Raw genomic sequence first — 19,072 nt, 5'->3', positions numbered from 1 at the left:
TTTCCCGGACCTTTCAGGATACGAACCTATGGCAAAGTTTGACGGTAAAGTTGCGTTGGTCACCAACGCAGACGGCGCGACCGGAACTGCAATCTGCGCGCAGCTTCAGGACGGCGGCGCAACGGTGATCGCTGCTGACTTTGACGTCACAACCGTCGAAGGTTGGGAGCACGGTCTTGCAGCCATTGAAAAGCAACATGGGCGGTTGGACATTCTGGTGACCATTTCCGAAGCCAAATATGCAGCCCCGAAAGCTATCGTCGAGACGTCTTTGGAAGAGTTTCGCGCCGTCAATCGTGACAACATCGAAGCGGCCTTTCTGGCCACGCGATATGGCGTTGTTAAAATGCGTGAATTTGGTAATGGCGGCGCTATCGTCAATGTTGCCCCGGCAACCGCAACGGTCGGTGTCGCCGGACAAGCCGCCTTCTGCGCGTCAGCGAATGGCGTGCGCATGATGACGCGCGGCGCAGCCCTCTCGTGTTGTGAAGCCAAAGACCGTATCCGCGTGAACTGTGTGCAATCGGGACAAATTGAAGGCACCCCCATGGGTGATGTCATGGCGGGCGCATCGGTGCCGTTAGGACGACCAGGCACCGTGCAAGACATCGCTGAAGCTGTGGCGTTTCTGGCCTCGGATGAAGCCTATTACATCACCGGATACGTGCTGCCCATCGACGGTGGGATGCTGGCCGCTTAAGGCTCAGACGAAACCGGGATAATGCCCTCAACCAGCCTATTAGGCAGATAGGACGCATCCCAATTGGGATCACTTTTTCCCAGTCTGAGAATCAGCATATCTTCAGACGGAATGATGTAGAGGTTGCGATAGCCGCCGCCCTCAAAAAAATAGATATCATCCCGAACAAACGGCTCGGTGTGCGGGATGCCAATGTCGCGGCGCTCAGAGTAAGGCCGGTTTGTGACAAACTCCCGTCCAAGCCAAATATGCATGCCGTAATTGGGATTGCGGGGGGACGGTGTTGTCATTGTGTCCACCCATCCTTCAGGCAACACCCGTTCGCCATCCCAGATGCCATCATTGAGCATTAAAGCACCGAGGCGCATCCAGTTGTAAGGCGTGGTTCGAAAACAGCAATCAATATGGATCATGCCATCGGCCCGGTCCATAAAGAAGCTGCCCCGGTCAGCCCCGATGGGTCGCCAGATTCTCTCTAAAAAGTAGTCTTCAATGGGTTTGCCAATCGCACGCTCTACAACAATAGCGACAAGTTGCGACGGGACGTTGCCGATATCGAACAAGGTGCCCGGTTCAAGTTCCTGGCTATGATCGAGAGCCACCATCACCACATCGCCGGTCCAGGCCGACCGTGTAAACCGGTTCCAAGCCCCAGGTCCAAGGGGCGGGTTCTCCAACCCGCTCGCATGGTGGAGCAGGTTGCGCAGTGTGATGTCGCCTTGCGGAACATCACTCCATTCATCGATATAATCGCCAATGCGATCATCAAGGGCGATCTTACCATCTCCGATCGCGATCCCAGCCAGGAGAGCATTGATTGTTTTGGTCATGGCGCGACCGGTCATAAGTTCATCAACACCGCCCTCCCGCCAATAGCGCTCGATCTGCACTTTACCTTTGTGCACCACAATGAACGCCGTTGCCCCAGTGTCATCCGCCCACTGCGCAGTCGCCTCAAGGACATCGTTTGAAATTGTTGGGTTTTCAGCTGTTGGAAAGAAAACCGTCGACGGTTCGTTGAGGTCGAACGCGGGTTGATAAAAGTCTGGTCCCGGCTCCATGGCATCGGCCGGTGGATTAAGGTAACGCTGCCAAAATATGGGGTCTGAGGAGTACTCAACACCGGCAAAAATGACGACGCAAAACGCCAGCCCACCCAGGCCATAGAGGAGATTTCGAAGCATGGCTGCTATCCTTTAAACTTACTCTTATCAACAACAAGCAGTTCCGGATTGTCTTGTTGAATTTTATCAAAATAACTCTGCGGCAGTTGATGAACACCGTCCAGCTTTTTGCCGCTCCAGATCGCAAACATATGACCAGGATTATCTTCCATCTCTAACCACGATGGATAAGGGAAAACATATCCCCCACTGGTCCCCAAGGGCAGACGCGTGATGGACTCATCCTCAAACATGCCGCGCGGCGTCCAATTGTGAGACGTCTCAATAAATGGTGTGAACCAATTGTCGGGCGGAACCCGAATTTCTTCCTGTTTCACGATGTCATCTTCAAGGCGAAATAGAGAATAAGTCTCCGTAAATTCCGCGCCCTCCCGGTCCAGCGGGCGCTTACCGGCAACGCCGTAAATCATGCCCGGGTCTTCGGTCAGAATGGTCGGGGTGACGCCATGGGTTTTGCCAGTCACGGGGTTAACCAACTCCTCAATGAACTCACCCGTATAAACGTCACGCGGATAGGACGTGTTATGGCCGTGAACTTCAAAGAGGTTTTCGCCGATCTTACGATGATGGGAAAACTCAATACCTTCATAGCGCACCACGGGTTGAACCTTCTTGCCTTCCGCCACAATAAACATGGTGAAAAAGTACCACAGTAAGACGTCAGCCTCATCTTCCCACGCCCGGCCAAGTCGAAACTCAGCCTTCATCTTGGCCAAGGGGTTCTCAAACGAGAATTGCTCGGACAGCACCCGACCGCTTGAGGGAGGCATATAGGTTGCCTCGACATGACTGGCCGCCTGCGCAGAATTCATGCCAAATGCTGTTGCTGCCGCGCCTATTGCCGGAACGCTTAACGCCTCACGGCGCGACAGACCAGACTCAGCCCCCCCTGCGAACGCACGCTTCATAATATCAAGCATATCTTAACTCCCGTTGACTGGTGATTTTCAAACTGAAGCTATAGTGAATACACAACGAGTTAGCCGCAATGCGCATTAGGACCGGGATTCGACAAAATTCATGAATGCGCTTTCATGCAGCAGATCCGCAGCAGCAGAGTTTCCGGCAATTCAAATGGTGATAACGAGACCTTCTCGCTCGATCACCCCCCTGTAGGACTGGCTTACCGGCACCTTAAGGCCGTTGGTCAGAGTCAACTTGAAGGTTCTGCCTGTTTTCTCGACCTCTTGAACCGCAGATTTTGCGACCCAGAAAGACCGATGAACGCGAATACCGGGCCAATTTTTGAGTTCCGATACCGCATCACGCATGCGGCACATCACCATGTCCTCGCCTAACACGGTGTAGATTTTTAAATAATGCTCCTGTGCTTCCAGAGCGATCAATTCTTGCCCGATGGCTGGATTCGCCTTTTGCAAAAACTCTGGCGTGTCGTTAGGCCCTTCCGAAGCGATTACCTCTGTGCTCGAAAGCGTTCCCCACGACCCCGTCAGAATTCTATTGCGCACCGCAAATGCAACAACCCAAGCGGTTATCCCGCCAAGTGCATTTGAACCGAATGCGAACGAGACAAACGGATCAACGAGTAAAAAGCCATCAGATTCAACGATTTCTGACAATGACCCGAGTGACTCACGAAAAATGCCAACCACAACGCCAAGATAGAAATAGCTAAGAGCAATACTGATCCATGCGCTGAAAACCGCGATAGCAAGTAAGCTGGCACCTTGGATGGTGAGCGACCTTGCCAATCCCAAAGTCAGGCCCGCACTCACAAGCCAAAAGAACTGGCTACAGACGTACCAAAAAGGGATCAGCACACTGGGCCCTAAATCCGGGGCATAGAGAGAGCCCCGCGTGCCATTCAATATGGAAAGTGCGACAGGAAGCCCAATGTAAAAGAGGAGGCTCGCCCTATTCATGTATCGTCGTCACCTCAGTTAGCATAAGGCCACTCAGTTAGGGACGCAGATAACGAGCCCTCTCTCCTTTAAGTGTGATCAATAATCACCTTACCAATGCCATCGTGTTGCCGCTGAAACTCGAAGGCCTCAATGGCATCTTCAAACTTAAATCGCTTGGTGATGGCTGGCTTCAGGCCACTCACCGCATAGGCTTGCACCATATCATTGAGCATTGCGACACTGGCGTTGCTGATCGCCTTCATAGTGATGTTCTTCATGTAAAAGCCCGGCATCTTGGGCAGTTGCTCGGGCAAACGATCGGTCCCGATCATCACAACATAGCCATTCACAGCGGTTCCGGTGAGCGATTGATCAAGCGTTCTACGACCCACATTCTCCAACACAATATCTGCGCCATGCCCATCCGTGGCGTCCAGAACCGCCTTACCCCACTCTGGCGTGGCGCGATAGTTGATACCGATGTCTGCGCCAAACGCTTTCATTTCTTCCAGCTTTTCATCACTGGAGGAGGTTACCACCACCTTTGCCCCACTCGATTTCGCCAGTTGAACTCCGAAGGATGAAACACCGCCGGTGCCCAAAGACAAAACGATATCACCAGGTTTCACGCGTGCGACTTCATAGAGGGCATGCCATGCCGTCACTCCTGATGAAACAAAAGTTGCTGCGGTTTCTTCTGATACACCTTCGGGCAACTTGACCAAAGCATGGGCAGGAAGCAGCGCCATCTCGGCCAGCCAGCCATCAATGTTGTTGCCGACATCCCCAATGTAAGACTGCTCAGGGTCCCACGGCCCTTTAACCCAGGACGAAAAATGGCTTGCCGTAACACGGTCCCCAGGCTTCACGCCGGTTACATCCTCACCAACGGCGACAACGACACCCGCGCCCTCGCTGATGGGGATGCGTGTGTCTGGGCGGCGGCCGGGAGGGAAGGGAAAAAGGTTAGAGATTAAGCCATGGTCACGGGCATTGATGGAGGTCGCCGTCACTTTGATCAGCGCCTGACCCCGAGCTGGCGTTGGGACCGGACGTTCAACCAGCCGTAATGTATCAGGCCCCTTTTGTTCACCGATCTCAAAAGCGCGATAAGTCTCGCCAGTGGCCTGAGCGAGTTGTTCCCCAGCGCCAGACAGAGCTGCGGCTTTGCCCGTTCCCAGGGCTGTTCCGGTCACACCAACAGCAACGCCTAAAACATCTCTACGACTCACCATTTAAATCTCCATTGGGGGCTTGAGTTTTAATCCATTTACCAAATGTTGGTGTTAGATTTCGAAAGGCACTGGGCTGTCGAAATCATCCCAGCGCGGCTGCAGCAACTCGGGGTATTCGCGCTCCATGCGATCTAGAATTTCACGCGGCAGTTCAGCTGGACCGTTGATCTTTTTTCCATCCCAGAACCCTGATAGATGCCCGTGTTCATACTCTTTCGGCATGTTCAGCCAGGAATAGTATTCAAACGCATAGTGACCGCAGAAATGAACCGGTAGAGAGGTAATCGTCTCATTGGCAAACAGGTCAAACTCGACCCACTGACATGAATTCTCGATATGAGTTGCTGGCCAGTTCGGCGGCGCACTACGTACGCTATCCAGCTTGATGAGATTGTCTTCTGTGCGGAACTGCCGATAGACTTCTTGCGCGGTACCGTCACCGCTGATGTTGCGAAACCCGATGGGACTGGCAATCGTGCCAGGGTCAGTCAGAAGCAGTGACACAGGGGCTTCTATGGTTTCGCCTGTGATCGGATTCACAACCGTATCTGTGAATTTGTTTGTCTTAAGGTCGCGCGGGAATGACACATTATGGGCATGAATGCGGTAATTGTTATTCCCCAGGTTGCGGAAGTAACTGTATTCAATACCCTCGTAGCGCATTAGCGGTTCTGGACGGCGACCGCCCGGAATGACAAAGACCATCCAGTGATACCACGTCAGTGTGCTGCCCTGCTCCTCAACCAAGTCTCGTTCGATACGCATGTGTGCGCGAAATTCTTCAACAGGATCATCAAATTGAAGAAACTCGGACACACTTTGCGCGACCGGTGGGCTTACCGATTTAACAGTTTGCGCCATAGACGGCTTCCCCGCTAAAAGAGCCCCCGTTGCGCCAGCTGTACCTGCTAAAATCTCTCGACGACTGACCATAGTTTTATTCTCCTCAAATGGGTGGACACCAAAACAAGGTGTTGCAGCACTTTCTCTATAATTCGAAGGGCACAGGGCTATCAAATTCGTTCCAGCGCGGTTCCAATAACTCGGGGTATTCGCGCTCCATGCGATCCAGAAATTCTCGTGGCAATTCGGCGGGGGAGTTTACTTTTTTACCATCCCAAAACCCCGTCAAATGTCCGTGTTTGTATTCCTCTGGCATATTCAGCCAAGAATAATATTCAAAGGCGTAATGCCCGCAGAAATGAACCGGCAGAGAGGTAATGGTCTCATTGGCATAGAGATCCATATCGACCCAACTGCAAGAATTTTCGATATGCGTTGCGGGCCAATCGGGTGGAGCACTGCGCACACTGTCGAGCTTAATAAGATTGTCTTCGATGCGGAACTGACGGTACACCTTCTGGTAATTACCGTCTCCACTCAGGTTACGAAAACCGATTGGATTTCCGACCGTCCCAGGATCATGGAGCAAAAGTGAAACCGGAACGTCCACTTGCTCGCCAGTGATCGGATTGGTGACACGGTCTGTAAACTGGTTGGTTTTCAGATCACGCGCAAACGAAACATTGTGAGCATGAATACGATAATTATTATCGCCCAGATTCCGGAAGTAACTGTATTCAATACCCTCATAGCGCATTAGAGGTTCGGGTCGACGACCGCCTGGAATAATAAAAACCATCCAATGATACCAGGTTAGGGTTGAACCCTGGTCCTCGACCAAATCCCGTCCCATGCGAAACTGAGCACGGAACTCTTCTGCTGGATCATCGAAATAAATAAATTCGGATGTGGTTTGACTGATCGGTGAACTTAAAGATGTCAGAGTCTGAGCTTGGGCAGTTTGGCCGCTGATGAGAGCGCCTGTTGCCCCCGCTGCAGCGGAAAGTGCGTGTCGCCTGCTAACCATGTCTCGTCTCCTCTATGGGATGACATTCTGTTGTACCGGCCTCAGCGTTACAAAAGCGGTTTCAAGCGGCGATAGCCGACCAGTGACCAAATGAGCACGGCAGCCTTTAGCTTAGCCTCATCAGTGTCATGCTAATAGTTAGAACATTTTATAGCTAGGACTACAGAGGTTATAGCTAGGACGACAGAGGGGCGAATCGTGGGCGCATTAGACGGAAAAGTCGCAATCGTAACCGGAACAACCGCAGCCAGCATTGGGCGGGCCTGCGCCATGAGCCTTGCCATGGCCGGAGCTAAAGTCGTGGTCACAGGCCGCAAAGAACCTGGCGGTAAGGAAACAGAACAGCTGATTAGGGACGCCGGGGGCGATGCCCTTTATGTGCGCCAGGATGTTACGCTTGAAGAAGACTGGCAACGTGTGATCAAGACAACACTAGAAACCTATGGCCGCCTTGACTTCCTGGTCAATAATGCAGGTGAAGCCGTCGTTAAGCCTGTGGAAGAGTTAACACGGGATGATCTGATATTTTTGCGGCTGGTTGATCTGGATGGTCCTTTTCTGGGGATGAAATACGCATGGCCTCATATGGTTAACGCAGGTGGCGGAGTCATCCTCAACATGAGTTCTATCGTCGGTCAAAAAGCAAACCCACGCAGCACAGCTTATGGCGCGATTAAAGGTGCCCAACTTGGGCTGACCCGCGCCGGGGCGATTGAAGGAGCTGGGGTCAACATTCGGGTCAATTCCATACACCCTGGCATGATCTGGACCGCCGGTGTGCCTGATGTGCTTGGACCCGATGCAGAGAAAAAGAAACCAATGGTGGCCGCGCGTATTCCCTGGGGAGAAACCGGCGAGCCTCATCATGTGGGCGATCCCGTGGTTTATTTGTGCTCAGAAGCTGGAAAATACATCACGGGTGTGGAGTTCAATATTGACGGCGGGGCTGGCGCTGGCTGATTTTTTCAGGCTTTTTTGCATCCATTCGAGGACGGCAGCGCATCTCATCTATAATCAAGTAATTTCACCTTAAGGGCACCCTTGAGGGGCAAGATATAGAACGAGGAGTTAAGCTTATGGGTCCGGACCAAATCGTCCCAGTTTTTCTGATTATTTGCGCTGTCTTTTTTGGTGTTTTTTTTCTGCACTACCGCCATCGCACTCGGGCACAAGTGCAAGAAACCATTCGAACAGCACTGGCCCAGGGCTCCCCACTGACTCCGGAGTTGATCCAGGCCCTCGGCGAGCCAGCGGCACCAAAGAATTCCGACCTCCGTCGCGGTGTTATTCTCTTGTCATTCGGGTTGGCTTTGTTTGTGTGCGGGATCATCGCCGCTTTGATAGGGCGTGACGAAGGCGGAGCAGCCTTCTTTATGGTGATTTCCACCTTCCCGTTTCTTGTCGGGGCGGCCTACTTGCTGCTGTGGAAGTTCTCCCGTGCAAGCCAGGATGAATAAAACCGGAGCACGGATTAGCCCGGCTCATGTCTCAGTTAGACGAAGATCTCATCGTCCACGTTCTCGCCGTTGGGGACATGCAGGCTTATGGTGTTTTGATCGCACGATATCAGGACCGCGTCAGGCGGACGCTGTTGCGACTCACCGCTGGCGATCGATCTCAGTCAGACGATTTAGCGCAAGACACGTTTCTGAAGGCCTTCGACAAACTCTCCACGTATCGTGGGCCGGGTTCTTTCGGCCCGTGGCTATCGCGCATTGCAACGACTCAGTTTCTTCAAGCCAAACGCAAGGAGGGGACGGTGCGGACGGCATTGGCGGAACTGGGTTCAGAGGAACAACACACCAGCCGTCAACCGATCGCCGAAATGATGGATTTAGACAAAGCTTTGGCCACATTGAAACCGGATGAGCGCAGCGTCATCGTATTGTGTTTTGGCGAGGGTATGAGTCATCGCGAAGTCTCTGAAGCAACGGGTTTACCGCTTGGCACAGTAAAGTCTCATGCCAACCGGGGGCGGGAAAAGCTGAAGCAACTCTTGGGGCATACTCAAGATCCGGAAGACGATCACACACAAGGATTAAAATAATGTCGCAGCAAGACATTGACGCAGAGCAGAGCTATGAAAACGACCGTTGGTTAACCAATCTGTTTGCATCCGCATCGGGGCCGTTAATCGACGCCGCTTTCGTTGAGCGCATCACAAACCGGCTGCGAAGACGCGCACGCTTAAGACTTCTGATCCTGTTCACGACGGGTACAGCTGCGGCATTGATCACCCTATGGCAGATTTCTGGGCTGGCACTTGCTGTGCCCTCACCCAATTTCGAGATCATGAAGATACCGGACTGGTTGAGCAGCTCACAGACCACCATTGCGGCAACAGGCATCCTCATTGCCGTGTTTTTTATGTGGATGATTGCCGAGGACGCCTAGGACTTAAGATAACGCTCAAGCAACAGCGCAACACCCGTATAAAGCTGGATGGTGTCATAGACTTTCAAAATACGGTAAACAGGCTTCTATGGTTTAAGTTTTGACTGTCTTATAGAGCCCCCTTGATGAACACTCCCCAAGACCCCAGCGATTTTTTACGCCGTGCATCTGAGTTACAGAAATCCGGAGATATTCACGGCGCGGAGAAAACCTACCGAACGGCCCTGGCAACGGGCATTGAACATAAAAACATCTACCTCGGCTTGGCCGCGCTCTTGAACACGCAGGGTCGGCCTCAAGAAGCACGGGACACGCTTAACGCGGCCATCTTAAAATATCCGGACTCGCCGGCCGTGATTGCGGCCATGGGGGCTCTGTTGCTGCACTTAAACGACACACACAACGCCGTTGCGTATTTTGAGAAATTGGTCAGCCGTCTGCCAAACCATGTGGGAGCATTGCACGATTTAGCGGTCGCCTATGCCAGAAACCTGGAGTGGGACCGCGCACGAGAAAACGCTGAAAAAGTGCTCTCCAAACACCCTGAAAACTCAAGTATGCTGCAAGTGCTATCTACAGCCCTGTCACTGACAGGACATGTAGTTCAAAGTTTAGCCGTTTATGACCGGTTGGCTGCCGTAAGGCCGCTGGAGTACACGTCTGTTTTTCCTCCACGCAACGAGGCGAACGCTCCGATGTTCAGCCGAAACCAGCCTAGTCCTCGCTATGCTGAGCTTTCCCAACAATATGAGCTGATGCACAGCGAAAATACGGATGATGGCGATCTCACGTTTGCTGGCATTATGACCTTTCTGCGGGTCGCCCCCTATATCCGAGATCTGTTTAAAGACAAAGACTATCAAACCGTGCTGGATTACGGTGGCGGCAAGGGTCAGCAATACACACTGAAAGACATACGCGATAAGTCAGACGCTGCCTATAACGACATGAGCGCTTATCTCGGCGTGGACTCGGTCAAAGTGTACGATGCAGGCCGGCCCGAAACTTCATCTGCGGTGGGTCAAAAATATGATGCGGTGATCTGCACAGATGTCTTAGAACACTGTGACCGCCTCGACCTGCCGTGGATTGTGCGTGAACTCTTCGAGCATGCCGACAAAGCTGTGTTTGCTACAATCGCCACATACCCGGCGGGCAAACATCTGCCGAACGGCGAGAATGCTCATTGCACGCTGGAATCTGCGGAGTGGTGGACGGCGCTGTTTAGCGCGTGTGCGCAAGAGTTTCCCGCGGTTGATTATGCTTACATCGTGGTCAATGACGCCGGGTTCAACGCTGTAGAAGCCTTTGCCGGTGGGCCAAGCAGATCCTCTGGATGATCGTGCAGGGAAAGATTAGCCATGGGCGCATTGACATGAAACGGCTGGATGGAAAAATAGCGCTGGTGACCGGCGCAGCGGGTGATATCGGCGCTGAAATCGCACAGCGGTTTGTGGCTGAAGGCGCTGTGGTTTGCGTGTCTGATATCAATCAGGATCTAGGCTCAGCACTGGCGACTGAGCTGGGTGATCAGACCTTTTTTGAACACATGGACGTTACCCAGGAAAATGACTGGCAGGCTGTAATAGAAACGCTTCTGGTCCGGCTTAAACGTCTGGATATCCTGGTCAATAACGCCGGTACTCTGGAAACCGGTAACATCGAAAACACCTCGCTAGCACAATGGCAACGCATTCAAGACGTGAATGCGACCAGCACGTTTCTAGGCTGTCAGGCGGCTGTTAAAGCCATGAAGGAAACCGGCGGCGGCGTGATTATCAATATGGCTTCACAGGCGGCGGTGCGTCCGCGCTCGCCGACAACAGCCTACTCAGCATCTAAAGCCGCGATTGTGAATCTGACAAAAACCGTCGCGTTGCATTGTGCGGAACAAGGCTATGGCATTCGCTGTAATGTCATTCTGCCCGGCGCAATTGATACGCAAATGATTTACAAAAATCGCACCGCAGATCAATCTCAAGAGGCGTTTGTGGCCTCAGTGAATGCGCGCTATCCCATGGGGCGCATGGGCACGGCAGCAGAGGTTGCAGATGCGGCTGTCTTCCTCGCCAGCGATGAAAGCCGCTTTATGACAGGCACTCAACTGCGCGTCGATGGCGGCGGCACGATTTAAGAAAATCCGCTGTTTGTGGGCTCGACGGTGGAACGAGAATTATTGTTTGTGGGCTCGACGGTGGAACGAGAATTATTGTTTGTGGGCTCGACGGTGGAACGAGCCCATGCACGACTGGTTGCGTTCAAACGAGCCCATGGACGTATGAGTGCAGGAACGAGCCCATGGAAGCGCTGCGGCACGCCCCCTTGGAACGAGCCCATGCACGAAACCGGACATCCTCTGCTCAAAAAAACTAGACCTTACGTAAGACGCTTGCCACCGTCACAGGGCAACACAAGACCGGTGAGAAACCCATTTGCCATGCACGCCATCACGGCTTCGGCGACATCTTCCGGCTGACCAATGCGTCCCGCCGGCGTTTCAGCCGCAGACTGCGCATACATACCCTCGCGAATGTCATCGGGAATGCGGCTCCAGGCGGCCGTATCTGTGAGACCCGGCGAAACCGCGTTGACGCGGCGCGGGGCCAGTTCAACGGCCAGGGTTTTGATCATGCCTTCCAACGCGCCATTGACCGCACCTAGTGCCGATGCGGTCGGCACCGCCGCAATGGCCGACGCCCCGGTGACAATGGTGAGTGTGCCGTGTGCGCTCAGCACCTTGGCCCCATGATGCATGGCGCTGAGATATGGCCAGAACTTGCCCTCGAAGGTATCGCGAAAGCCTTGGACGGGCACGTCGGTAAATGGCCCCAAAGACGCACCACCCGCCAGGGTCACAACCAGATGATCAACGCGGGAGAGGCCGTTAAAGAAAGCCGCGACGGCGGCGTCATCGGCACAATCCAAAACCACTGTCGAAACCTCGGCACCCAGATCAGCCTGTGCCGCAGTGAGGCGCTCCTGTGAGCGCCCGGCAATGGTCACCGTTGCCCCCTCGGCCAGCAGCCCCCGGGCCGTGGCCAAACCGATTCCGCTGGACCCGCCGATAACAATGGCAGACTGGCCATCAAAGCGTGAATGAGACGTCATAAGTTCTTACCTAAACTGCATGGGCACTGGGTCGCTGAGGTGTTTGTAGCGGTCGTGCAGGCGGTGTTGGCGATTGTCCTGCGGCATCAATTCGATTTTCCATTACGTTCTTCAATACCGATTGTATTGTTAATGCCGATTTTAAAGTTCTGAGCTAAATACAGACCGGCGACGCCAAGAAAAACACCCACTAGCACTTTTAAGATAGTGGACCTTAGCCAAGTTTCCCAAACACGCAATATCATCGGTTTGTGCTCATAAATTAGTTCGTCATCAACAAACCCTCGCTGCAGTTCACTTAAGGAAGCTGGCAGCTCATGCTCCTTAAACTGCCCGGTAACGTTCCAGAACACTTTTTTATGTCCACTTACATGCCCATAAGATGCACCTGAATTGATACTAGTTATAAATATGCTCTCTATGCGCTCGACATGGTGAGCGATAACTTCTTCAACAATATCAATGTGATCTGCTGGGCATACCCTAGAAAGGCTACACTTTTTGAGATATGCACGACCCACAACTAAAATAGACGTTCGAAATTCTGTAAGTGCTAGCATACCAGCCCAAACTCCACGCCTACTGTTAGACAGCCAGCCATCGTGTTTAGCGATCATTTTGGCTTGCTCACGGCTATATTCAATCGAATAATCATGTTGCCGCGACTGGAGAATGCTCAGCAAACGATCTCTGATAATCTGACTACGAGCGGCCATAGCTAAGTTCGATAAACGTCTAGTGATTTAAGCGAATTTAAAATCACAGCAACTCGTCCATACTTCCATTTATTTGATCATTTGCCTGCAAACTTGAGATTGCTATGACCTTACCTAATGGAGTTAAGTGAAGAGACATAAAACCTGAACAATTGAACATATCTAGCTTTTTGCAGATATCTTCTTCTAGTCCTAATCTATCGCGCAAGGTATTCAAAGCAACACGCTCACCTTTAGCTGACAAAGCTTTTACCCACGTAAGATTTAGTTCAGCAGCTTCCTTCTCCGCAAGGCGAAATTCGACAGGAGGGGCGTTACGTACGCCCCTTACCGATACTGCATGGGCGTTGGATTGCTGAGGTTTTTGTAGCGGTCGCGCAGGCGGAGCTGGCGGTTGTCCTGCGGCATCAGATCGCCTTTGATGAAGACATGTGTTGGGAGGGTGACGAGTTCCAGCGGATCGCCCTCCCACACCACCACATCGGCGTCCATACCCGGCGCCAGCGTGCCGTAGTCATCATCGACATCAAACATCTCCGCGGGATTGCGGGTGATGGCTTTAAGCGCGGCGTCATAGGGCAAACCATTGGCGACAGCGATTCCGGCCAGCTGAGTGATGTTGCGCGGGTTATTAAGATCGTTGAACGAAATGGTCGCGATGGCAAATTTCACCCCGGCCTCGTGCAACAGCCGTGCGTTGTCTTTGGTGGCGTAGATGTTATCGAAAGTGGTCGGCAGGTTGTTGGACGGATCAATGATTACCGTGATCTCTTCATCGGCCAGATCCTCAGCCACTTTCCAGGCTTCCCTTGCGCTGGTGAAAATCATGCGAATGTCATAGTCGTCCGCGAGATCCATCAGCACGCGCATGTCAGCGGCGCGATTGACGTCCACCACCATGGGAATCTCGCCGCTCAAGACGAGCAACAGCGCTTCAAGGTCCAGATGATGCAGGACGTACTCACGGGTTCGGTTCTTTTCAAAGTCGCGACGGTTTTTATCAAAGTGCAAGGCATCCTCAAACGCTTGGCGCAAAAACACATCAAGTGCGCCACGTGCACCGCCCATAACGCTGGCAGAACGACCGCCAAAGGACGTGTACAACGCCGCTTCATCTTCTTCGACAATGTCGTCGTCGATGCCAAGATGAACGACGGCTCCAAGACCATCGAAGACGGCGCCCCACCCGGATGGGACTGTGACCGCCCGGGTAATGCCATCCAAACGTGTGATGGGAATCAATACTGAGTCCGGATTGAGTCCAGCGGCAACATTAAAGGCCGCGGTGAACGGTGCACCGGATAAACCATAGTCCTCCGCGGCATCGACTTGCCCAACTTCCAGCAAACCGATTTTGGTGACCACGTTCATCAGACCGGGCGTGACCGGGCGGCCAGCGGCATCGATTATGGTTGCGCCGTCCGGAATTTCAACAGCGCTGCCGACCGCGACGATTTCATCGTCATCGATCAACACGATGGCGTTTTCAAGCACGCCGGCATCGGTCATGGTGTGCACGGTGCCGTTGATGATGGCGGTCACGTCTGCCGCAGCCGGGTGAGACAACACCAGAACTGCTGCCCCGAAAAGAAGCGCTCTCATTTCAGGTCTCCCTGCTCGACGTACCCCACTTCAAAGTCCGACAAAAACTGCTTGGACGGATCATCACGATCATAAGTCAGCGCGCCATCAATATAGACCTGCTCCGCCTGGGTGTAGACCGAGAACGGGTCACCATTCCACAGCACCACGTCGGCCATTTTGCCTGGTTCCAAAGATCCGGTTTGATCGTCAAGCTCCAGCGCCTTAGCCGGATTGAGCGACAGCCAGGTCCAGGCGCGCGCCTTGGAGATGTTCAACCCGATGCGATTGCCGGCGGCCATGGCTTTGGCCGCTTCCTGATTGAGTCGTTGGATATCAACATTGGAATCCGAATGGACAATGGCACAGCCATTTTCCGCCGCATCGACCAAGGCAATGTTTTCACGAATGCCATCGAAGCTTTCGAGCTTGAAGCCCCACCAGTCGGCCCACATCGCGCCACAGACACCAGCCTCGGCCAACAGATCGGCGATCTTGTAGGCTTCCACGGCGTGATGGAAGGTGGTGACGTGATAGCCGAACTCCTTGGCCATATCGAGCACCAACGCCATTTCATCGGCACGGTAGCAATGCATCTGCACCAGAATGTCGCCGGACAGCGCCATGGCCAGAGTTTCCAGCTTTAAATCCCGCTTGGGTGGCTTGGCCGCCGGGTCGCCCTGTTGAACTTTTGAGTCATACAAATCCCAATCGTATTGATACTGGAGTGCATCGTACCAACCATCGCGATAGCCTGCGAAGTTGGCCATGCGGGTACTGGGACCGCTTTTGCTGCCATAGACGCGTTTGGGATTCTCCCCGCAGGCCATTTTAAGGCCCTGTTTAGCCCCCGGAAACTTCATGCCCTGGGTGGTGCGGGCGGGTACGTTTTTGACCACGACCGTGCGACCGCCAAACAGATTGGCAGAGCCAACCGAAATGTGCTGAGTGGTGATGCCGCCGGCGATGGCCCGCCCGAAGGCCGGGTCTTGCGGCCATACAGCATGCTCGGTCCAGACCTGTGCGGTATTGGGCGAGGTGGCTTCATTCACGTCGCCTGACTGTTCCGTGTCCGGCACCGGGCCGATGCCAATGTGGGAATGAATATCGATAATCCCTGGGGTCACCCATTTTCCGGCTGCATCCACCACAACGGCGTTGTCGGGAATGGCGATATTGGCCCCGATGGCGAGCACTTTGCTGCCAGCCATGACGACCGTGCCGTTGTCAATCTGCTGGCCAGCCCCATCCAGAATGGTCGCGCCAACCAAAGCGGTCACCGGCGCTGGGCGTGGCACATAGGTGCTGGGATAAGGATTGCGATTGACCGAGGCCAGCAATTTTCCGGCTGCCGACTGTTCCGTTTGCGCCACAGCCTCTGTGACGGTGGTCATGGTCCAAGCTGCCACCAAAGCCGTTGTCGTCAAAGCCGCTGCCGTGAATAAAATGTGGCGCATGCGCCCCTCCCATGTGTTCTGAACGTCCCAAACGTCCCATAAGATATGCCTCACCCTACCCCATACCCCGGGGGGCAAAACAAGCGCGATTGCGTTGCAGCGCAGAACCCCGCAAAATCATTTCAGGATAGATACGGTATTAGGATTGGTTTACTCATGAAACGTGCGCTGCACCTGACGATTTTGACCTTGATGCTGGTGGCGTCTGCTCTGGCCCCCACCACAGCCAGCGCGGAGAAGATGCTGCGAATCGGCACCGTGAGCTTACCGCAAGACCTGGGCAACCCCTATGGCTCTTATACCATCCCCTCTGTGGTGCCGGGACTGGCGGTGTTTGATTCTCTCACGGTCATCGACCTCGAGGGCACATTGCGGCCTTGGATCGCCGAGCGATGGGACAGCGTTGATCCGCTAACCTGGCATTTTTATTTGCGTCCGGATGTCTTTTTCTCAAACGGCGAGCCGTTTGATGCGGCGGCAGCAGCGGCAGCTCTGAATTATTTTGCCTCTGGCGATGGCCTGATTGAAGTGGTTGCCCAGTCGGTGATTGATGTCGCCAGCGCACGCGCCATCGACAGCTTGACCCTGGAGGTCAAAACCAAAGCGCCGAATATTCTTTTGCCACGACGACTCTCCGGCATTCGCATTCCCGCCCCCGGCCCCTGGGCCGCCCTGGGCCGCCAAGGCTTTGCGCAAGCGCCGGTGGGATCAGGGCCGTTTATCGCCACCCGCTGGGACACCACGCAAATTAATCTGGTGGCCAACCCCAACTCGTGGCGCGCGCCGCTGCTGGATCGGATTGAAATCAAAGCGGTGCCGGAAATCACCACGCGGCTGCAAGGTCTACTGACCGGGGCGCTGGATATCGCCTTTGATATTGGACCCGATGATGGCCCGTTGCTGGACGCCGCAGGGGCACGGCTGAATTTCCGCCCCTCGGGCCGGGTGCAACTGCTGACGTTTCTGTCCACCGGCGATAACCCGCTGGCCGATGTGCGCGTGCGCCAGGCGCTGAACTATGCCGTCAACAAACAGCAGATCATTGATATTCTGCTGGGCGGCGCAACCGAGCCGTCTGGTCAGGCGGCGGTGAAAGCCTCGTTCGGTTACAACCCGGACGTTAAAGCCTACCCTTACGACCCGGACAAAGCCCGGGCGTTGCTGGCGGAAGCCGGCTATCCGGACGGCTTCGATATGCCCGCCGATATGACCCTCGGCGCGATGGCGGGCGACGGCACGTGGTATTTGCAAATTGCCAGTGATCTGGCAGCTGTGGGTGTCAACGTGACATTTCAGTCTTACCCCTTCCCGGTTCATATTCGTAAAATCCGCCAGGGCGGCTGGAACGGCATTGCCTTTGGCATGGACTTCAACAACCTGCCGTCCTTGGACGTGCTGTGGCCGCTGCGCATTCATTCCTGCCTGTGGGCCGCGCCCTGGCATTGCCGCCCGGAATGGGTGCCGTTGATTGAAGATGCGGAACGGGAATTCGACTTGGAAGAACGCCGGCGCAAAACCCAACAGCTGGTGAAGCTCTACAATGATGAACCAACCTCCTTGTACCTGTGGGAAATGCCCGGCGTTGATGGCGTTGCGGCGCGGGTGTTGAACTACCAACCGCGTCACGCGTTCATCAACTTCCATGAGCTGGATGTAAAGGAGTAACCCCATGCTGGAACCCACACTGCTGGTCGCTCATATTGCCGTGCTGGGGTACTGGCTTGGTGCAGAATTCGTCATTAACAGTGGCTACCGCTATGTCTGCCGCGCGGCCTCTATGCCTTTTGAAGAGCGCAACAAGCTGATGGACCATGTTTTGGATGTGGACCAGCATGTGCGCTATGCGCTGATCCTGCAACTGGGACTGGGCTTTACCTTAGCCGCACTGTACGGCTTTGTGCCTGGCGGATCAGAGACAGCGATGGCAACCGCCGCGATAGCAATTCTGTGGCTTCTCTTTGTTGAGGTCATTCATCACAAACGCAAAGACCCTGCCGGAGCCGCCCTCGCCAGACTCGACCGGGGACTGCGGTATGTGGTGATGGTTGGATTGGCCGCTGCGGGATTATATGCCTTGGCAAACGGAACGAACGTGCCGTTCTGGCTGGCCTGGAAACTCATGCTGTTTGCCGGGGTGATGGCCTGCGGTGTGGGCATCCGGCTTTCGATCATCGATTTCTATCGCACCTGGGCCGTCATCAAACGGGATGGATCTTCTGACGCCCTGGAAGCAAAAATCCGCCATATCTATACCTACGGCACCGCCATACTGGTGGGGCTTTGGCTGCTGATTGGCGGCATTGTTATACTCAGCATTTGGAAACCCTAATGACCAAAACAATGATGCCCAAACTTACCCGCCGTCACATGGCCGGCATCACGGCTGGCGTCACAGCCGCCACCCTGGTCGCCACGCCGCACCGGGCGGGCGCACAAGAGGCTCGCTTGCAAAAGGACAACGCAGAAATGACCGATATGACGGATACGTTTGAACGCCTGCTCTCGGACTATGTGGCGCGATGGAATGATTACGATGCCGACGGCATGGTGCCCTTCTGGGATACCGCAGACCCGGGGCTGATTTATGTCGCCGAAGAAATCGACGCGCTGCGCGGTTGGCCGGCCCTTGAAAGTTATTTTCGTGGGGCCGACCCGGACACCACCGCCCATCTGATCACCTATCGTGACGTGACCGCGCGCGAGATCGCCCCGGGCGTGGTGCAGGCCTTCTGGACGATGAACTGGAATGTTTATTTCGCCACCGAAAAACTTTACCAGAAGCCCATCGGTGGTGAAGTCCGGGTGACCGCGCTGTTGCGGCAAAAGGACGAGGCTTGGAAATTCTTCCATTGGATTGAAGCGCCCCTGGCCTCCCTGATTCAGCTCAAGCGCGCCCACGAAGCCAACGTTGACCCCAAGCTGATTGAACACCTCAAAGCAAAAGGGATTGAGTTTTAGGGGT

The 19,072-nt window shown here is 54.2% G+C and carries 21 protein-coding genes; 10 read left to right on the top strand and 11 right to left on the bottom strand.

Annotated elements, in window-relative coordinates; translation table 11 throughout:
• Nucleotides 1-28: 28 nt before the first annotated feature.
• On the top strand, nucleotides 29-700 hold the full coding sequence (locus tag RIC29_17980; protein MEQ8736817.1) for an SDR family oxidoreductase: 672 nt from the start codon (nucleotides 29-31) through the stop codon (nucleotides 698-700).
• Here the strand turns inward: RIC29_17980 and RIC29_17975 are convergent.
• The 6 genes from RIC29_17975 to RIC29_17950 form a co-directional block, all read right to left on the bottom strand.
• Complete coding sequence (locus tag RIC29_17975; protein ID MEQ8736816.1) at nucleotides 697-1,884, bottom strand: serine hydrolase; 1,188 nt, start codon at nucleotides 1,882-1,884, stop codon at nucleotides 697-699. The genes RIC29_17980 and RIC29_17975 overlap by 4 nt on opposite strands.
• A gap of 5 nt (nucleotides 1,885-1,889) precedes the next feature.
• On the bottom strand, nucleotides 1,890-2,804 hold the full coding sequence (locus tag RIC29_17970; GenBank protein ID MEQ8736815.1) for a hypothetical protein: 915 nt from the start codon (nucleotides 2,802-2,804) through the stop codon (nucleotides 1,890-1,892).
• Nucleotides 2,805-2,954: 150 nt separating this feature from the next.
• Nucleotides 2,955-3,767 carry a LytTR family DNA-binding domain-containing protein gene (locus tag RIC29_17965; GenBank protein MEQ8736814.1) on the bottom strand — a complete coding sequence of 271 codons (813 nt, stop codon included), beginning with the start codon at nucleotides 3,765-3,767 and terminating at the stop codon, nucleotides 2,955-2,957.
• A 68-nt stretch (nucleotides 3,768-3,835) separates the two neighbouring features.
• Entirely contained in the window at nucleotides 3,836-4,984 is a 1,149-nt protein-coding gene (locus RIC29_17960; GenBank protein MEQ8736813.1) for an NAD(P)-dependent alcohol dehydrogenase, read from the bottom strand.
• Nucleotides 4,985-5,035: 51 nt separating this feature from the next.
• Complete coding sequence (locus RIC29_17955; GenBank protein MEQ8736812.1) at nucleotides 5,036-5,917, bottom strand: hypothetical protein; 882 nt, start codon at nucleotides 5,915-5,917, stop codon at nucleotides 5,036-5,038.
• A 55-nt stretch (nucleotides 5,918-5,972) separates the two neighbouring features.
• Entirely contained in the window at nucleotides 5,973-6,854 is an 882-nt protein-coding gene (locus RIC29_17950) for a hypothetical protein (protein ID MEQ8736811.1), read from the bottom strand.
• Nucleotides 6,855-7,052: 198 nt separating this feature from the next.
• Between RIC29_17950 and RIC29_17945 the strand changes: the two genes are divergently transcribed.
• From RIC29_17945 to RIC29_17920, 6 genes are all read left to right on the top strand, one after another.
• Nucleotides 7,053-7,814: an SDR family oxidoreductase gene (locus RIC29_17945; protein ID MEQ8736810.1), complete on the top strand. Its 762-nt coding sequence runs from the start codon at nucleotides 7,053-7,055 to the stop codon at nucleotides 7,812-7,814.
• A 116-nt stretch (nucleotides 7,815-7,930) separates the two neighbouring features.
• A complete protein-coding gene (locus RIC29_17940; protein ID MEQ8736809.1) occupies nucleotides 7,931-8,311 on the top strand; it encodes a DUF6249 domain-containing protein in 381 nt (126 codons plus the stop codon).
• Between the two features lie 26 nt (nucleotides 8,312-8,337).
• Nucleotides 8,338-8,901: a sigma-70 family RNA polymerase sigma factor gene (locus RIC29_17935; protein ID MEQ8736808.1), complete on the top strand. Its 564-nt coding sequence runs from the start codon at nucleotides 8,338-8,340 to the stop codon at nucleotides 8,899-8,901.
• The gene (locus RIC29_17930) at nucleotides 8,901-9,248 is read left to right on the top strand and encodes a hypothetical protein (protein MEQ8736807.1); all 348 of its coding nucleotides are present in this window, start codon (nucleotides 8,901-8,903) and stop codon (nucleotides 9,246-9,248) included. The genes RIC29_17935 and RIC29_17930 overlap by 1 nt, the downstream gene beginning before the upstream one ends.
• A gap of 125 nt (nucleotides 9,249-9,373) precedes the next feature.
• Nucleotides 9,374-10,588: a tetratricopeptide repeat protein gene (locus tag RIC29_17925; protein ID MEQ8736806.1), complete on the top strand. Its 1,215-nt coding sequence runs from the start codon at nucleotides 9,374-9,376 to the stop codon at nucleotides 10,586-10,588.
• A 35-nt stretch (nucleotides 10,589-10,623) separates the two neighbouring features.
• Nucleotides 10,624-11,382, top strand: a complete 759-nt coding sequence (locus RIC29_17920) for a glucose 1-dehydrogenase (protein MEQ8736805.1) — start codon at nucleotides 10,624-10,626, stop codon at nucleotides 11,380-11,382.
• Nucleotides 11,383-11,624: 242 nt separating this feature from the next.
• Here the strand turns inward: RIC29_17920 and RIC29_17915 are convergent, their stop codons facing one another.
• The 5 genes from RIC29_17915 to RIC29_17895 all read right to left on the bottom strand — a co-directional run bounded on the left by RIC29_17915 (nucleotide 11,625) and on the right by RIC29_17895 (nucleotide 16,110).
• A complete protein-coding gene (locus RIC29_17915; GenBank protein MEQ8736804.1) occupies nucleotides 11,625-12,356 on the bottom strand; it encodes an SDR family oxidoreductase in 732 nt (243 codons plus the stop codon).
• Between the two features lie 86 nt (nucleotides 12,357-12,442).
• A complete protein-coding gene (locus tag RIC29_17910) occupies nucleotides 12,443-13,072 on the bottom strand; it encodes a hypothetical protein (protein MEQ8736803.1) in 630 nt (209 codons plus the stop codon).
• Between the two features lie 43 nt (nucleotides 13,073-13,115).
• Nucleotides 13,116-13,316, bottom strand: a complete 201-nt coding sequence (locus RIC29_17905; protein ID MEQ8736802.1) for a hypothetical protein — start codon at nucleotides 13,314-13,316, stop codon at nucleotides 13,116-13,118.
• Nucleotides 13,317-13,399: 83 nt separating this feature from the next.
• Complete coding sequence (locus RIC29_17900) at nucleotides 13,400-14,674, bottom strand: amidohydrolase family protein (GenBank protein MEQ8736801.1); 1,275 nt, start codon at nucleotides 14,672-14,674, stop codon at nucleotides 13,400-13,402.
• A complete protein-coding gene (locus RIC29_17895) occupies nucleotides 14,671-16,110 on the bottom strand; it encodes an amidohydrolase family protein (GenBank protein MEQ8736800.1) in 1,440 nt (479 codons plus the stop codon). The genes RIC29_17900 and RIC29_17895 overlap by 4 nt, the downstream gene beginning before the upstream one ends.
• A 156-nt stretch (nucleotides 16,111-16,266) precedes the next feature.
• On the opposite strand from RIC29_17895, the gene RIC29_17890 reads away from it, so the two are divergent.
• Genes RIC29_17890 through RIC29_17880 form a run of 3 tightly spaced genes read left to right on the top strand, consistent with a single transcriptional unit; the run spans nucleotide 16,267 to nucleotide 19,068 of the window.
• Nucleotides 16,267-17,775, top strand: a complete 1,509-nt coding sequence (locus RIC29_17890; protein MEQ8736799.1) for an ABC transporter substrate-binding protein — start codon at nucleotides 16,267-16,269, stop codon at nucleotides 17,773-17,775.
• 4 nt (nucleotides 17,776-17,779) lie between these two features.
• Nucleotides 17,780-18,439 carry a hypothetical protein gene (locus tag RIC29_17885; GenBank protein ID MEQ8736798.1) on the top strand — a complete coding sequence of 220 codons (660 nt, stop codon included), beginning with the start codon at nucleotides 17,780-17,782 and terminating at the stop codon, nucleotides 18,437-18,439.
• The gene (locus RIC29_17880) at nucleotides 18,439-19,068 is read left to right on the top strand and encodes a nuclear transport factor 2 family protein (GenBank protein ID MEQ8736797.1); all 630 of its coding nucleotides are present in this window, start codon (nucleotides 18,439-18,441) and stop codon (nucleotides 19,066-19,068) included. The genes RIC29_17885 and RIC29_17880 overlap by 1 nt, the downstream gene beginning before the upstream one ends.
• The last annotated feature ends 4 nt before the right edge of the window (nucleotides 19,069-19,072 follow it).

It is taken from the genome of Rhodospirillaceae bacterium (assembly GCA_040219235.1).
Classification (GTDB): domain Bacteria; phylum Pseudomonadota; class Alphaproteobacteria; order Rhodospirillales; family Rhodospirillaceae; genus WLXB01.
The sequence above is the reverse complement of the archived record's forward strand: the minus strand, read 5'-3'. Positions and strand labels throughout refer to the sequence as shown.

Coding starts and splice junctions, on each gene's coding strand:
- RIC29_17980 (MEQ8736817.1), top strand. CDS start 29: ATGGCAAAGTTTGACGGTAAAGTTGCGTTGGTCACCAACGCAGACGGC.
- RIC29_17975 (MEQ8736816.1), bottom strand. CDS start 1,884: ATGCTTCGAAATCTCCTCTATGGCCTGGGTGGGCTGGCGTTTTGCGTC.
- RIC29_17970 (MEQ8736815.1), bottom strand. CDS start 2,804: ATGCTTGATATTATGAAGCGTGCGTTCGCAGGGGGGGCTGAGTCTGGT.
- RIC29_17965 (MEQ8736814.1), bottom strand. CDS start 3,767: ATGAATAGGGCGAGCCTCCTCTTTTACATTGGGCTTCCTGTCGCACTT.
- RIC29_17960 (MEQ8736813.1), bottom strand. CDS start 4,984: ATGGTGAGTCGTAGAGATGTTTTAGGCGTTGCTGTTGGTGTGACCGGA.
- RIC29_17955 (MEQ8736812.1), bottom strand. CDS start 5,917: ATGGTCAGTCGTCGAGAGATTTTAGCAGGTACAGCTGGCGCAACGGGG.
- RIC29_17950 (MEQ8736811.1), bottom strand. CDS start 6,854: ATGGTTAGCAGGCGACACGCACTTTCCGCTGCAGCGGGGGCAACAGGC.
- RIC29_17940 (MEQ8736809.1), top strand. CDS start 7,931: ATGGGTCCGGACCAAATCGTCCCAGTTTTTCTGATTATTTGCGCTGTC.
- RIC29_17935 (MEQ8736808.1), top strand. CDS start 8,338: ATGTCTCAGTTAGACGAAGATCTCATCGTCCACGTTCTCGCCGTTGGG.
- RIC29_17930 (MEQ8736807.1), top strand. CDS start 8,901: ATGTCGCAGCAAGACATTGACGCAGAGCAGAGCTATGAAAACGACCGT.
- RIC29_17925 (MEQ8736806.1), top strand. CDS start 9,374: ATGAACACTCCCCAAGACCCCAGCGATTTTTTACGCCGTGCATCTGAG.
- RIC29_17920 (MEQ8736805.1), top strand. CDS start 10,624: ATGAAACGGCTGGATGGAAAAATAGCGCTGGTGACCGGCGCAGCGGGT.
- RIC29_17915 (MEQ8736804.1), bottom strand. CDS start 12,356: ATGACGTCTCATTCACGCTTTGATGGCCAGTCTGCCATTGTTATCGGC.
- RIC29_17910 (MEQ8736803.1), bottom strand. CDS start 13,072: ATGGCCGCTCGTAGTCAGATTATCAGAGATCGTTTGCTGAGCATTCTC.
- RIC29_17900 (MEQ8736801.1), bottom strand. CDS start 14,674: ATGAGAGCGCTTCTTTTCGGGGCAGCAGTTCTGGTGTTGTCTCACCCG.
- RIC29_17895 (MEQ8736800.1), bottom strand. CDS start 16,110: ATGCGCCACATTTTATTCACGGCAGCGGCTTTGACGACAACGGCTTTG.
- RIC29_17890 (MEQ8736799.1), top strand. CDS start 16,267: ATGAAACGTGCGCTGCACCTGACGATTTTGACCTTGATGCTGGTGGCG.
- RIC29_17885 (MEQ8736798.1), top strand. CDS start 17,780: ATGCTGGAACCCACACTGCTGGTCGCTCATATTGCCGTGCTGGGGTAC.
- RIC29_17880 (MEQ8736797.1), top strand. CDS start 18,439: ATGACCAAAACAATGATGCCCAAACTTACCCGCCGTCACATGGCCGGC.